The sequence below is a fragment of the Delftia deserti genome, from assembly GCF_042653485.1.
Taxonomy (GTDB): Bacteria; Pseudomonadota; Gammaproteobacteria; order Burkholderiales; family Burkholderiaceae_C; genus Comamonas; species Comamonas acidovorans.
The window spans coordinates 1,896,167-1,909,017 of sequence record NZ_JBHSIH010000001.1; the positions used below are offsets into that span (position 1 = coordinate 1,896,167).

10 protein-coding genes are annotated in these 12,851 nt (G+C 69.1%); 8 read left to right on the plus strand and 2 right to left on the minus strand.

The window, feature by feature from the left end:
* Positions 1 to 131: 131 nt before the first annotated feature.
* The 4 genes from ACFPFG_RS09000 to flhC all read left to right on the plus strand — a co-directional run bounded on the left by ACFPFG_RS09000 (position 132) and on the right by flhC (position 3,260).
* On the plus strand, positions 132 to 1,037 hold the full coding sequence (locus ACFPFG_RS09000; RefSeq protein WP_183017730.1) for a DMT family transporter: 906 nt from the start codon (positions 132 to 134) through the stop codon (positions 1,035 to 1,037).
* Between the two features lie 93 nt (positions 1,038 to 1,130).
* Complete coding sequence (locus ACFPFG_RS09005; RefSeq protein ID WP_183017729.1) at positions 1,131 to 2,045, plus strand: sulfurtransferase; 915 nt, start codon at positions 1,131 to 1,133, stop codon at positions 2,043 to 2,045.
* Between the two features lie 318 nt (positions 2,046 to 2,363).
* Positions 2,364 to 2,690, plus strand: coding sequence for a flagellar transcriptional regulator FlhD (gene flhD / locus ACFPFG_RS09010; RefSeq protein WP_012204159.1), 327 nt, complete (start codon positions 2,364 to 2,366; stop codon positions 2,688 to 2,690).
* Between the two features lie 27 nt (positions 2,691 to 2,717).
* Positions 2,718 to 3,260: a flagellar transcriptional regulator FlhC gene (gene flhC / locus ACFPFG_RS09015; protein ID WP_183017728.1), complete on the plus strand. Its 543-nt coding sequence runs from the start codon at positions 2,718 to 2,720 to the stop codon at positions 3,258 to 3,260.
* Positions 3,261 to 3,311: 51 nt separating this feature from the next.
* On the opposite strand, the gene ACFPFG_RS09020 is transcribed toward flhC, so the two are convergent.
* Together ACFPFG_RS09020 and ppc are read right to left on the minus strand one after the other, a co-directional pair.
* On the minus strand, positions 3,312 to 5,420 hold the full coding sequence (locus ACFPFG_RS09020) for an EAL domain-containing protein (protein WP_374618436.1): 2,109 nt from the start codon (positions 5,418 to 5,420) through the stop codon (positions 3,312 to 3,314).
* A gap of 102 nt (positions 5,421 to 5,522) precedes the next feature.
* Positions 5,523 to 8,372, minus strand: a complete 2,850-nt coding sequence (gene ppc, locus ACFPFG_RS09025) for a phosphoenolpyruvate carboxylase (protein ID WP_183017726.1) — start codon at positions 8,370 to 8,372, stop codon at positions 5,523 to 5,525.
* Positions 8,373 to 8,483: 111 nt separating this feature from the next.
* Between ppc and hemC the strand changes: the two genes are divergently transcribed.
* From hemC to ACFPFG_RS09045, 4 genes are read left to right on the plus strand one after another with little or no spacing between them, the layout of a single operon-like run.
* Entirely contained in the window at positions 8,484 to 9,422 is a 939-nt protein-coding gene (gene hemC, locus ACFPFG_RS09030; RefSeq protein WP_013803628.1) for a hydroxymethylbilane synthase, read from the plus strand.
* A 13-nt stretch (positions 9,423 to 9,435) separates the two neighbouring features.
* Positions 9,436 to 10,245: a uroporphyrinogen-III synthase gene (locus ACFPFG_RS09035; RefSeq protein ID WP_197957064.1), complete on the plus strand. Its 810-nt coding sequence runs from the start codon at positions 9,436 to 9,438 to the stop codon at positions 10,243 to 10,245.
* Positions 10,242 to 11,390, plus strand: coding sequence for a uroporphyrinogen-III C-methyltransferase (locus ACFPFG_RS09040; protein WP_380106137.1), 1,149 nt, complete (start codon positions 10,242 to 10,244; stop codon positions 11,388 to 11,390). Before ACFPFG_RS09035 ends, ACFPFG_RS09040 begins: the two co-directional genes overlap by 4 nt.
* A gap of 19 nt (positions 11,391 to 11,409) precedes the next feature.
* Positions 11,410 to 12,717, plus strand: a complete 1,308-nt coding sequence (locus ACFPFG_RS09045) for a heme biosynthesis HemY N-terminal domain-containing protein (protein WP_197957065.1) — start codon at positions 11,410 to 11,412, stop codon at positions 12,715 to 12,717.
* Positions 12,718 to 12,851: the final 134 nt, after the last annotated feature.

Genomic DNA, 12,851 nt, shown 5'->3' on the forward strand with positions numbered 1-12,851 from the left:
ATGCAATACAGTTCCCTGGCCCATGTCCCCGCCACGGCCCCGAGCCGCCTGCGGCGAGGACGGCATGCGCCCAACCAACCCCCTTTTCTGTCCAGCGCCGCCGTCTTGCGCGGCACTATCCGATCATTAATATGCAAGCCCTGTGGATGGTGGCGGCCGCGTTCGTTTTCGCGGTCATGAGTGTGTGTGTGAAGTTCGCCTCCCAGGATTTCAATGCGGCGGAAATCGTCTTCTACCGGGGGCTGGTGAGCATGGTGGCGCTGTGGTGGCTGGCACGCCACCAGGGCATCTCGCTGGCCACGCGCTATCCGCGCGAGCATGCCTGGCGCAGCTTCGTGGGCGTGACCTCCATGGGCGCCTGGTTCTACTCCATCGGCCATCTGCCGCTGGCCACGGCGGCCACGTTCAACTCCATGAGCAGCATCTGGATGGCGGTGTTTCTGATCGGCCAGGGCCTGCTGCTGCGCCACCAGCTGCGCCGCGAGCCCGAATCGCATGCGCTGCGCGCGCTGCCGCCGTTTCCGTGGAGCCTGGTCGGCACCGTGGCCCTGGGTTTCGTGGGCGTGGTGCTGGTGCTGCGCCCCAGCGCGGCGCCACAGGAGTTCGTGGCCAGCGCGGGCGGCCTGGTCGGCGGGGTGTTCGCCGCCATGGCCTATATGCAGGTCGCCACGCTGTCGCGCATGGGCGAGCCCGAGGCGCGCGTGGTCTTCTATTTCGCGCTGGGCTCGGCCGTGGCCGGCGCCCTGGCCATGTGCTTCACGGGCGTGTCCGCCTGGCCGGGCTGGCGCGCGCTGTGGCTGCTGCCCGTGGGCGTGCTGGCCGCCGTGGCCCAGGTCTGCATGACGGCGGCCTACGCCTCGGCCGGCAACAGCCGCAACACCCTGGTCGTGGCCAACCTGCAGTATTCGGGCATCGTCTTCGCGGCCCTGCTGAGCCTGGCGATGTTCGGCGAAAGCGTGCCGCTGATCGGCTGGGCCGGCATTGCCCTGATCGTGGCCAGCGGCGCCCTGGCCACGGCCCTGCGTTCGCGCGGCTGACGCCGCCGGCCTGCCCGGGGCCGTCGCATAATGGATCGGATCTTTTGCCGCAGGCGCACCACCGCCTGCACAGGCCTTCGGAGTTCCGCATCCATGACTTCCAACACCACCTACCAGACCCACCAGACCCTGATCTCCGTCCAGGAGCTGGCCGCGCTGCAGGCCGGTGGCCGTCCGCTGATGGTCTTCGACTGCAGCTTCGACCTGGCCCAGCCTGCGGCCGGCAAGGCCCAGTACCTGCAGGCCCATGTTCCAGGCGCCGTCTTCGCCGACCTGGACCATGACCTCAGCGCCAAGCATGGCGTGCCCGGCGCCCATGGCAGCGTGGCGGCCAGCGAGCAGGCCGCCTCGGGCGGCCGCCATCCGCTGCCCAACCGCGAACGCTTTGCCGTGTGGCTGTCCAGCATCGGTTTTTCCAACGACATGCAGGCCGTGGTCTATGACCGCAACGGCGCCAACTACTGCGGGCGCCTGTGGTGGATGCTGCAATGGGCCGGCCATGGCGATGTGGCCGTGCTCGACGGAGGCCTCCAGGCCTGGCAGGCCGCAGGCCAGCCCGTGGCATCGGGCGAGGAAAGCGCGCGCTTCCAGTCCAACTTCGAGCTGCGCGAGCCGCTGCAGCAACTGGCAACGGCGCAGCAGGTGCTCGATGCACTGGGCAACGCGGGCCAGACCGTGCTCGATGCACGCGCCCCGGCCCGCTACCGCGGGGAGGTCGAGCCGCTGGACCCGGTGGCCGGCCATATCCCGGGCGCGCTCAACCGGCCCTTCACCGAGAACATCGCCGCCGACGGCCGCTTCAAGCCCGCGGCCCTGCTGCGCGCGGAGTTCGACCAGCTGCTGGCAGGCCGCGATCCGGCCAGCGTGGTGCACCAGTGCGGCAGCGGCGTGAGCGCGCTGCCCAACCTGCTGGCCATGCGCATTGCGGGGCTGCCGCCTGCAAGGCTGTTCGCGGGCAGCTGGAGCGAGTGGTGCAGTGACCCGAAGAGGCCGGTGGAGCGCGGCTAATTCGGCTTATGCCTCCCCTTGGGAGGCTGCACAATGACAGCACTGTGTCAAAAGACCGACATACAACACAGTTGCCGCAACAGCGTCCCGGCAAGCGCCGTTCGGCAGAAGCGGGTGAAACCCAAGTCATCCAAACCTTGCTACAGATGTAAGGTAAATCTTACAAACGCCGTCTCACAACCAGACATCCGGCGCAGACCTGCCCCGACTTCAACGGCGAAGGGCCCTCCTCCACAATCCATCTCAACAGATCGCAACAGGTTGAACATCTTGTTTCTTCCCGGGCGTTGCGGCTGCCGAGATGCAAAGGATGGTCCTATGAACAATGAACAGCTGCTTGCCGAAATCCGCGAAGCCAACCTCACTTACCTGATGCTGGCCCAGACCCTGATCCGCCAGGACAAGGCCGAAGCGGTGTTCCGCCTGGGACTGAACGAAGAATCGTGCGACCTGCTGGCCGCACTGTCGGCAGCCCAGGTGCTGAAGCTGGCCTCGCGCAACACCTTGCTCGCCAGCTTCCGGGTGGACGACGAAATGGTCTGGAGCTTGCTGACCAACCACAGCAGCAACAAGATCGGCAACGGTGCGACCAATACGCTGCATGCCAACATCCTGATGGCCAGCCGCGTCTCCGAAGTCCTCTGATCCGCCTGAAGAACTCTGGAGCCCGCCATGTCCACCACCGCCAAAAGTGTCCTGAACGAGTCCAAGCAGATCGAGCGTGCCGCCATGCTCATCGAGATGGGTGCACGCATGCAGGTGCTCGAATCCGAGACCACGCTGTCCTACGAGCGCCTGATCCGCCTGTACAAGGAGATCGCCGGCAAGTCGCCTTCCAAGGGCCAGCTGCCGTTCTCGACCGACTGGTTCCTGACCTGGCAGGAGAACATCCACAGTTCGCTGTTCCTGAACATCTACGAATACCTGTCCAAGGGCGCCGAGCTGGACGCCGTTGAACAACTGACCAAGGCCTACCGTCTCTATACCGAGCAGATCCAGGCCGCCGAGCTGGAGGCGCTGCTGTCCTTCACCCGCGCATGGCGCCTGGTGAAGTTCGTCGACGCGCAGATGCTGACCCGCACCCAGTGCACGGTGTGCAAGGGCCAGTTCGTGACCGAGCCCTACGAGAACGAGCGCCACTACCAGTGCGGCCTGTGCAATCCGCCCGCACGCGCCGGCAAGAGCAAGAGCGCCGGCTCGCTGATGCTGCACTGATGATCCGCGCTGCGCATCGCGCCCGCGATGCCGCCACAGGAATCCAGGAATCTAGACCGTCCCGCCGCCTGCCCTGGCGGCGCAGTCCCTGGCGAACTGCGGCAGTTTCTCCCCCGGCAGGGCGCGGCTGAAGTACCAGCCCTGCACCAGCAGCTCGCCCTCGAAGCCCAGGGCCTGCAACTGCGCCTCGGTCTCCACGCCTTCGGCCACCACGTTCAGCTGCAGCGCCTCGCAAAAGCGCAGCAGGCCGTCCAGCACCAGCTCGCCCTTGGCATGGCCGCTGGCCACGACGAAGCTGCGGTCGATCTTGATGGCATCCACGTCGAACTGGTGCAGGTAGCTCATGGACGAGAAGCCGGTGCCGAAGTCGTCGATGGACACCTTGGCGCCCAGCGCATGGATCTGCCCTATGGCGCGGCGGATCGCCTCCACGTCGCCCACCATTTCTTCCTCCGTGATCTCCACGCCGACCTGCCCCCTGGCCTGGGCCAGCAGCAGCATCAGGCGCGAGCAGTACTCGGGCGAGGTCAACGTGGCACCCGACACATTGATGCTGATCGGCATGGCAAAGCCCTCCTGGCGCCAGTGCCGGCTCTGGCGCACGGCAGCGCCCGCCACCCACAGGTCCACCTCGCGCATCAGCCCCGCATCGGCCAGCCAGCGCAGGAAACTGCCGGGCTGCTGCAAGCGGCCCTGTGCGTCCCGCGCGCGCAGCAGGGCCTCGCAGCCCAGGCACAGGCCGCTGCGGTGCGAGACCTGGGGCTGGAATTCCAGGTGGAACTCGTACTCGCTGATGCGCCGGATATGCGCCAGCATGGTCTCGCGCCGGGCCTGCGCCTGGTGCGCCTGCACCAGCGGATCGCGCGCGATCAGGCCGGCCTCTTCGGGCAGGCGCGAGAACGTGGTGTCCAGCGCGTGCAGCACGATGGGACCGTCGTCCTGGCCCAGCCGGTCGATGGCCCGCACGTAGGGCGCATAGATCAGCGCGCCCAGGGCCGTCAATGCCAGCTGCAGCACCACGGCCGCCATGTCCCCGCCCGTGCTCACATAGGCATTGAAGACCACGGGCGCGGTCAGCGGCAGCACCATGGAGGCCGGTGCCACCCAGCCGGCCTGCACCACCGTGACGGCCACGACCAGGTTGATGGCGGGTACCGCGAGAAACGGCACGAGCAGGCGCAGGTTCAGGATGACCGGCAGCCCGAACAGCAGGATCTCGTTGACGTTGAGCAAGGAGATGGGCAGCGCCGCCAGCGCCAGCACGCGCAGGCCCCGTCCCCGGCAAAACAGCAGCACGGCCAGCGCCAGCGACAGCGTTGCACCGGAGCCGCCGATGAATACGAAGGAGCCCATCAGCCCGCCGCTGAGCGCCCACGGCGCCTGCAGCCCCTGCGCCATCGCGGCGGCATTGGCCACCACCGCCTGGTCCAGCACCTGGAAGAAGGGCTGCATGGCGTAGTACCCCTGGACGCCGAAGAACCAGAACACGGAATTGAGCAGTGCCAGCGTCAGCCCGCTGCGGTAGGGGTTTTCGGGGCCCGCGATGGCCAGCGGCAGTTCGGCCTGCGAGATATCCGGCAGCACCAGGTGCAGGCCCAGCAGCAGCAGCACGAGCAGCACGGCGACAAGGGCGCCGGGAACGACGAGGTTCATGACCTCGCGCACGTTCTCGCTCACGAAGCCGGTGCGCGCGATGCGCGTCCAGCGCAGCCGGCTCAGGCGCGCCATCAGGGGCACGGTGATCAGGGGGGAGGCGATGGAGATGAACAGCACCAGGGTGGCCGCAGCGCGCGGATGCTCGCGCAGCAGGAAGATGGCCATCTGCACATGGGCAAAGCACAGAAAGGTCACCGGCAGGCGCGGCAGCCGGTGGCGTATGGAGAGCATGTAGCCGATGGACGCGGCCACCAGCAGCGGCAGGATGCTGCCGATCTCCGCGTGCAGGCCCGCCAGCACCCGCACCACGGATTCAGGCTGGCCGGACATCTGCGCCAGCGCCGACAGGATGAGGAACAGGGCCGAGACCAGCAGGCATGGAACCAGCCAGAGCAGGCCCTCGCGAATGGCCCGCATGGAGTTGGCGCCGGCCAGCCTGGCCAGGCGCTGCGTCAGGAACAGTTGCACGTCCGGAAAGCCGGCCCGTGGCGTCTTGTTGCCCATGGCTCCCACCCTTTTGTTCCCGGCAGAAGTCAGGCGCTCCTGTCCGGGGCACATCGTACAACGCCGGCCGCAAGGGGGCTGTCACGCCCCCTGCGCGCGGGATCAGCCCGTGTTGCGCACCCCGGCCGCGATGCCGTTGATGGACAGGTGGATGCCGGTCTTGATGCGCTCGTCGGTCTGGCCTGCGCGCCAGCGGCGCACCAGTTCCACCTGCAGATGGTGCAGCGGATCGATGTAGGGGAAGCGATGGCGGATGGAGCGCGCCAGCGCTTCGTTGTGGGCCAGGCGCTGCTTGTCGCCCGTGATGCGCGCCAGCGCATCGACGGTGCTGTGCCACTCGGCCTCGATGGCGCTGAAGATGCGCCGGCGCAGGCGCGCGTCCGGGACCAGGTCGGCATAGCGCGAGGCCAGGTTCAGGTCGCTCTTGGCCAGCACCATGTCCATGTTGGACAGCAGGGTGCGGAAGAACGGCCACTGGCGGTACATCTTCTGCAGCAGGGCCAGCTGGGCCTTGCCATCCTTGCCCGGCTGGTCGATGAAGGCCTTGACCGCCGCGCCGAAGCCGTACCAGCCCGGCAGCGTGAGCCGGCACTGGCCCCAGCTGAAGCCCCAGGGAATGGCGCGCAGGTCCTCGATCTTCTGCGAGGGCTTGCGCGAGGCCGGGCGCGATCCGATGTTCAGCTCGGCGATCTCGCGGATGGGCGTGCTGCTGAAGAAGTAGCTGGTGAAGCCGGGGGTCTCGTACACCAGGGCGCGGTAGGCACCCATGCTGGCCTCGGACAGGAAGGCCGCCGCATCCAGGAAGGCGCGCGTGGCCGGCTTGGTCGGCTGCAGCAGCGTCGCCTCCAGCGTGGCGGCCACCAGGGTCTCCAGGTTGCGCCGGCCGATCTCGGGGTTGGCGTACTTGGAGGCGATGACCTCGCCCTGCTCGGTGAGGCGGATCTGGCCGCGCACCGTGCCCGGGGGCTGGGCCAGGATGGCCTGGTAGCTGGGGCCGCCGCCCCGGCCCACGGTGCCGCCGCGGCCATGGAACATGCGCAGGCTGATGCCATGGCTGTCGGCCAGTTCGTCGAACAGCTCGACCAGCGAGATCTCGGCGCGGTACAGCTCCCAGTTGCTGGTGAAGATGCCGCCATCCTTGTTGCTGTCGCTGTAGCCCAGCATGATGTCCTGCTCGCCGCCGCTGCGCTGCACCATGGCCGCCACGCCCGGCAGCTGGAAGTAGCGACGCATGATGGGCGAGGCGCTGCGCAGGTCGCCAATGGTCTCGAACAGCGGCACGACGATCACATCGCAGATGGCGCCATCGTCCAGCGTGCCGCGCAGCAGCCCGGCCTCCTTTTGCAGCAGCAGCACTTCCAGCAGGTCGCTGACCGATTCGGTGTGGCTGATGATGCAGTGGCGTATGGCCTCGGCCCCCAGGGCGGCGCGCAGGCGGCGCGCGGTCTCGAAGATGGCCAGTTCGCCGCGCGCATGCTCGGAATAGTCGGCGCCCACCACGCGCAGCGGCCGCGCCTCTTCCAGCAGGCGCACCAGCAGGGCGCACTTGGCGTCTTCCTGCAGGCCCGAGTAGTCGGGCTCCAGGCGCGCGGCAGCCAGCAGCTCGGCCACCACTTCCTCATGCTTGTCCGAGCTTTGGCGCAGGTCCACCGTGGCCAGGTGGAAACCGAAGACCTGCACGGCGCGCATCAGCGGACGCAGGCGCTGGGGCGCCAGCACCTCGCCGTGGTTGCGGCTCAGGGAATCATCGATGACGCGCAGGTCGGCCAGGAACTCCTCGGGCGAGGCATAGGCGTTCTGCGGCGCCACGGCGTGGCGCGCGGCCTCGCCGCCCGTCAGCCCCTTGAGCGTGGCGGCCAGGCGCGCGTAGATGCCGGTGAGCGCGCGGCGGTAGGGCTCGTCTGAGCGGTGCTCGTTGGTGTCGGGCGAGCGCTCTGCCAGGGCCTGCATCTCGGGCGAGACATCGGTCAGGCGCTGGGACAGCGACAGCTCGCCACCCAGGTAGTGCACCTCGCGAAGATAGTGGCGCAGGGCCACATCGGCCTGGCGCGACAGCGCCAGCTCCAGGCTCTGGGCCGTGACATTGGGGTTGCCGTCGCGGTCGCCGCCGATCCAGTGGCCCATGCGCAGGAAGCTGTGCACGGGCAGGGTGTTGCCCAGCTCCTGCTCCAGTTGCGCATACAGCTTGGGGATCTCGCGCAGAAAGGTGGCTTCGTAGTAGGACAGCGCGTTTTCGATCTCGTCGGCCACGGTGAGCTTGGAGTAGCGCAGCAGGCGCGTCTGCCACAGCTGGCTGACGCGGGCGCGCAGCTGGGCCTCGTTGCGCTCCAGTTCGCGCGGGGTGAGCGCGTCCTTGGCGCTGTTGTACAGCTGGGCGCGGGCCACGATGTCCTCGCGCGCGGCCAGCAGTTGGGAGATGTCGCGCTCGGCCACCAGAATGCTCTGGCGCTGCACTTCCGTGGGGTGGGCCGTGAGCACGGGCGCCACATAGCTCCTGGCCAGCGTCTGCGCCACGGTACCGGCCGAGATGCCGGCCCAGCGCAGGCGCGCCAGCGCCACTTCGATGCTGCCTTCCTGGGTGTTGCCCGCGCGCTCGTGCACGGCGCGGCGGCGGATGTGGTGACGGTCCTCGGCCAGGTTGGCCAGATGGCTGAAATAGGTGAAGGCGCGGATCACGCTCACCGTCTGGTCCGTCGTCAGGCCCTTGAGCAGGCGCTTGAGCGCGCGGTCGGCGGTCTCGTCGGCATCGCGGCGGAATGTCACCGACAGCTGGCGCACCTGCTCGATCAGCTCGAAGGCCGCCACGCCTTCCTGCTCGCGGATCACATCGCCCAGGATGCGCCCCAGCAGGCGTATGTCCTCGATCAGCGGCAAATCCTTGTCCGTCTTGCGGGCAGGCTTGTCATCACGCCTGTCATCTCGCGCATTGCTCTTGCGGGGGGCGGTGGCCATCAACGAATCTCCTGGAATCGGTCAGCGTATCGGTTTGCTTGGGCTTCGGTCCTGGTGCCGGTTTACTGCGGCGCAGCATGCTAGCATCCCGCGCTCCCCCCGAGGCACCTGATGAACACCAAACCACTTCTCCCCCACTCCATCGTGATCGCCACGCGCGAGAGCCAGCTGGCACTGTGGCAGGCCGAGCATGTCCAGGCGCTGCTGCGCGCCCGGGGGCATGAAGTGGAATTGCTGGGCATGACCACCAAGGGCGACCAGATCCTGGACCGCACGCTGTCCAAGGTCGGCGGCAAGGGCCTGTTCGTCAAGGAGCTGGAGGTGGCGCTGGAAGAAGGACGCGCCCACATCGCCGTGCACTCGCTCAAGGACGTGCCCATGGAGCTGCCCGAAGGCTTTGTGCTGGCCTGCGTGATGGAGCGCGAAGACCCGCGCGACGCCTTTGTCTCCAATCGCTACGCCACGCTGGCCGAGCTGCCGCAGGGCGCCGTCGTCGGCACATCGAGCCTGCGCCGCCAGGCACTGCTGCAGGCCCTGCGCCCCGACCTGAAGATAGAGCCGCTGCGCGGCAACGTGAACACCCGCCTGCGCAAGCTGGACGAAGGCCACTACGACGCCATCGTGCTGGCCGCCGCAGGCCTGATGCGCCTGGGCCTGGCCGACCGCATCCGCGCCAGGTTCGAGCCCACCGGCATGCTGCCGGCCGCCGGCCAGGGCGCGCTGGGCATCGAGGTGCGCGCCGACCGCCAGGACCTGATCGACGCGCTGGCCCCGCTGGCCCACCAGACCACCTGGCTGACCGTGACCGCCGAGCGCGCCGTCAGCCGCTGCATGGGCGGCAGCTGCTCCATGCCGCTGGCGGCGCACGGCACATTCGACGGCCAGCAACTGCGCCTGGACGCGGCCTGGGGAGACCCGGAAGGCCGGCTGCCGCTGGTGCAGGTGCACGCCGATGCCACCGTCACCGACTTCGCCAGCGCCGACGCGCTGGGCCAGCACGTGGCTGCGCTGCTGCAGGCGGCAGGCGCCCAACCGGCCCCAAAGCTCTAGACGGCACACCCACATGCCACCGCGCATACTCGTCACCCGCCCGGCCCATGACGCAGCCGCGTGGGTGGATGCGCTGCAGGCCCGGGGCCTTCCGGCCCAGCCGCTGGCGCTGATGGCCATAGGCCCCTGCCGCGATGCGGCCACGCAACAGGCCTTGCAGGCCGCCCGCAACGCGCTGCGCGAAGGCCGGGGCTACCGCGCCGTGATGTTCGTCAGCGGCAATGCCGTCCAGCATTTCTTCGGCACCGACCCCGCTCGGCTTCCGGCCTCCACCCGCGCCTGGACGCCCGGCCCCGGCACGGCCCAGGCGCTGCTGGCCCTGGGCATTGCGCCAGCACAGATCGACGGCCCGCCACCGGACGCCGCCCAGTTCGAATCCGAAACGCTATGGCAGCGCGTGCATGACCAGATCCATGCGGGCGACCGCGTGCTCATCGTGCGCGGCGACAGCCAGGCAGGAGCGCCCAGGACCGTGCCGGCCACGGCAGGCGCCGGCCGCGATTGGCTGGCCGCCCGGCTGCGCGAGGCAGGTGCCCAGGTCGAAATGCTGGCCGTCTACCAGCGCGAACTGCCTGACTGGGATGCAGCCCAGACGGCACTGGCACGCCAGGCGGCCGAAGATGGCTCGCTCTGGCTGCTCAGCAGCGCCGAATCCGTTGCCAACCTGCAACAGCTCCTGCCGGGCCAATGGTGGCAAAAGGCGCGAGCGCTTGCTACGCACGAGCGAATCGCCGCCCAGGCCAAGCAACTGGGATTCGGATATGTCAAGCAATGTCGGCCGGCTCTGGAGGACGTGGTTGCGTCGATAGAATCGACGCCATGAGTTCCGACGCAGCGCAAGACCGCCCCACCCCGCAGGACCTGACGCCACCAGCCTCCGCCGCAGCATTCGCTGCCGGCTCCGCCCAAAGCAGCCCCGCTGCAGACCTGCGCAGCGGCTCCTCTGCCCTGGTCCTGGTCCTGGGCGTGGGCGCCGTGGCCGTGGCGGCGCTCATTGCCTGCGGCATGCTCTGGCAGCGCCTGGGCAATATCCAGGAACAATTGGCCCGCCAGTCCGCGCAGTCCGGCTCCCAGTCGGTCGAGGCCCGCACCCTGGCGCGCGATGCCCAGGACCTGGCCCGCGACAGCGCGGCGCGCACCTCGGTCATGGAAGCGCGCATTGCCGAGCTGTCGCTGCAGCGCACGCAGCTCGACGAACTCCTGCAAAGCATGTCGCGCTCGCGCGACGAGAACCTGGTGGTGGACATAGATTCCTCCATCCGCCTGGCCCAGCAGCAGGCCGAGCTGTCCGGCAGCCTGCAGCCGCTGGTGGCCACGCTCAAGAACGCCCGCCAGCGCATAGAGCGCGCCGCACAGCCCCGTCTGGCTCCCGTGATGCGCGCGCTGGACCGCGACCTGGAGCGGCTGGCCCGCATGAGCGTGACCGACACGGCCGGCCTGCTCACGCGCATCGAGGACCTGGTGCGCCTGGTCGACGAGATGCCCCTGCTCAACGCCGTGGCCCAGCCACGCGCCAGCCGCCATCGCGGCGTGGCCGGCCAGGCGGCCCGCCAGCCCGAGCCCGCCCCCATCGAGGGCAGCCCCACCGAGTGGAGATGGTGGCAGTCCTGGGGCGAGCGTGGCTGGACGGCCGTGCGCGAGGAGGCCCAGGACCTGCTGCGCGTCAGCCGCATCGACCATCCGGACGCCATCTTGCTGGCGCCCGAGCAGGCCTATTTCCTGCGCGAGAACCTCAAGCTCAAGCTGCTGAACTCGCGCCTGGCCTTGCTGTCGCGCCAGTGGGATGCGGCGCGTGCCGACCTGGCTGCCTCGGGCATGGCCGTGAACAAGTACTTCGATCCCGCCGCGCGGCGCACCCAGATCGTGCAGGCCCAGCTGCAGCAGATCCAGGCCAATCTGCGCACCACCGAACAGCCGGCGCTGCAGGAAACCCTGGCGGCGCTGGCAACAGCCGCCGCAGGCCGCTGAGCAGCCGGGAGACAGACGAATGCGCGCTGCACTGTGGTTGATCGGTTTGTTCGGCATGGCCGTGGCGGCCGCCTTGTTCGCGGGCTCCAACCAGGGCACGGTGACCCTGTTCTGGGCGCCCTACCGGCTGGACCTGTCCCTGAACCTGGCCATTGCCATCATCGTGCTGGCCTTCGTGCTGCTCTATGCAGCGCTGCGCGCCCTGGCCGCGCTGCTGCAGATGCCGCACCAGGCGCGGCGCTGGCGCAGCCAGCAAAAAGAGCGCGCCATGCACCACAGCCTGCTGGAAGCCCTGTCGCACCAGCAGGCCGGCCGCTTCCTGCGCGCGCGCAAGTCGGCACTGGCAGCCCTGGCGATGGAGGAGTCCCTGGCCGAGGCCCATGCCGCCGTGCCACACGGCACGCGGCTGCGTGCGGCTGCCCACATGGTGGCCGCCGATGCCTCCCACGCCCTGCAGGACAGCCCGCAGCGCGACCACCACTGGCGCGAAGTCCTGGCCAATGCACCGGCCCAGGGCAATGCCCAGGAGCAGGAAATGCGCGAAGGCGCCCAGATGCGCGCCGCGCGCTGGGCCCTGGACGACCGCGATGCCCCCGACGCGCTGCGCCGCCTGGCCGAACTGCCCCTGGGCGCGGCACGCCGCACGATTGCGCTGCGCATCCGCCTGAAGGCCTCGCGCCTGGCAGGCCAGACATCGACGGCGCTGGACACGGCGCGCCTGCTGGCCAAGCACCGCGCCTTCTCGCCAGCGGCCGCCGCCAGCGTGGTGCGCGGCCTGGTGCTGGAGAGCATCAACGAGGCACGCGACACCACGCAGCTGCAGCACTTCTGGATGTCGCTGGACGGTGAGGAACGTGCCATGCCCGAGATCGCGCTGCCGGCCGCATCGCGCCTCATGGCCCTGGGCGGCGAGGCCGCGCAGGCCCGCGCCTGGCTGCTGCCCGTGTGGGAACGCCTGCTGTCCCATGCCGGCCCGCGCAGCGAATCGCATCTGCCGCGCCTGGTCCAGGTGCTGGAGCCCTGCCTGGACGGCCTGGACGGCACCTGGCTGGCACGCATCGAGGCGGCCACCAACAGCCATCCGCGCGAACCCCGCCTGCAGTACCTGGCCGGCATGGCCTGCGTGCAGCGCCAGCTCTGGGGCAAGGCCCAGCAACTGCTGCTGCGCGCTGCGCCCCATCTGCAGGAAAGCGCACTGCGCACCCGTGCCTGGCAGCGCCTGGCCCTGATGGCCGAGCACCGGGGCGATGCCGACGCAGCCGCAGCCGCCTGGAAGCAGGCGGCGCAGGCCGTGGTCATGCTGCCCGCCGATCCCGCCCGGCCCTGAACTCCCGCAGCCCGCGCGTAGTGCGGGTACTGCGGATACTGCGGGTACTGCGGGTACTGCGGGTGCCACGGATGCTGCGGCCTTCATCTTTTTTGAATAGAGCCGTCAATACCGCTGAACTCTTTTGGATTTGC

What these genes read in the sequence shown, in the direction of transcription:
- ACFPFG_RS09000 (WP_183017730.1), top strand. Translation starts at nt 132, where the DNA reads ATGCAAGCCCTGTGGATGGTGGCGGCCGCGTTCGTTTTCGCGGTCATG.
- ACFPFG_RS09005 (WP_183017729.1), top strand. Translation starts at nt 1,131, where the DNA reads ATGACTTCCAACACCACCTACCAGACCCACCAGACCCTGATCTCCGTC.
- flhD (WP_012204159.1), top strand. Translation starts at nt 2,364, where the DNA reads ATGAACAATGAACAGCTGCTTGCCGAAATCCGCGAAGCCAACCTCACT.
- flhC (WP_183017728.1), top strand. Translation starts at nt 2,718, where the DNA reads ATGTCCACCACCGCCAAAAGTGTCCTGAACGAGTCCAAGCAGATCGAG.
- ACFPFG_RS09020 (WP_374618436.1), bottom strand. Translation starts at nt 5,420, where the DNA reads ATGGGCAACAAGACGCCACGGGCCGGCTTTCCGGACGTGCAACTGTTC.
- ppc (WP_183017726.1), bottom strand. Translation starts at nt 8,372, where the DNA reads ATGGCCACCGCCCCCCGCAAGAGCAATGCGCGAGATGACAGGCGTGAT.
- hemC (WP_013803628.1), top strand. Translation starts at nt 8,484, where the DNA reads ATGAACACCAAACCACTTCTCCCCCACTCCATCGTGATCGCCACGCGC.
- ACFPFG_RS09035 (WP_197957064.1), top strand. Translation starts at nt 9,436, where the DNA reads ATGCCACCGCGCATACTCGTCACCCGCCCGGCCCATGACGCAGCCGCG.
- ACFPFG_RS09040 (WP_380106137.1), top strand. Translation starts at nt 10,242, where the DNA reads ATGAGTTCCGACGCAGCGCAAGACCGCCCCACCCCGCAGGACCTGACG.
- ACFPFG_RS09045 (WP_197957065.1), top strand. Translation starts at nt 11,410, where the DNA reads ATGCGCGCTGCACTGTGGTTGATCGGTTTGTTCGGCATGGCCGTGGCG.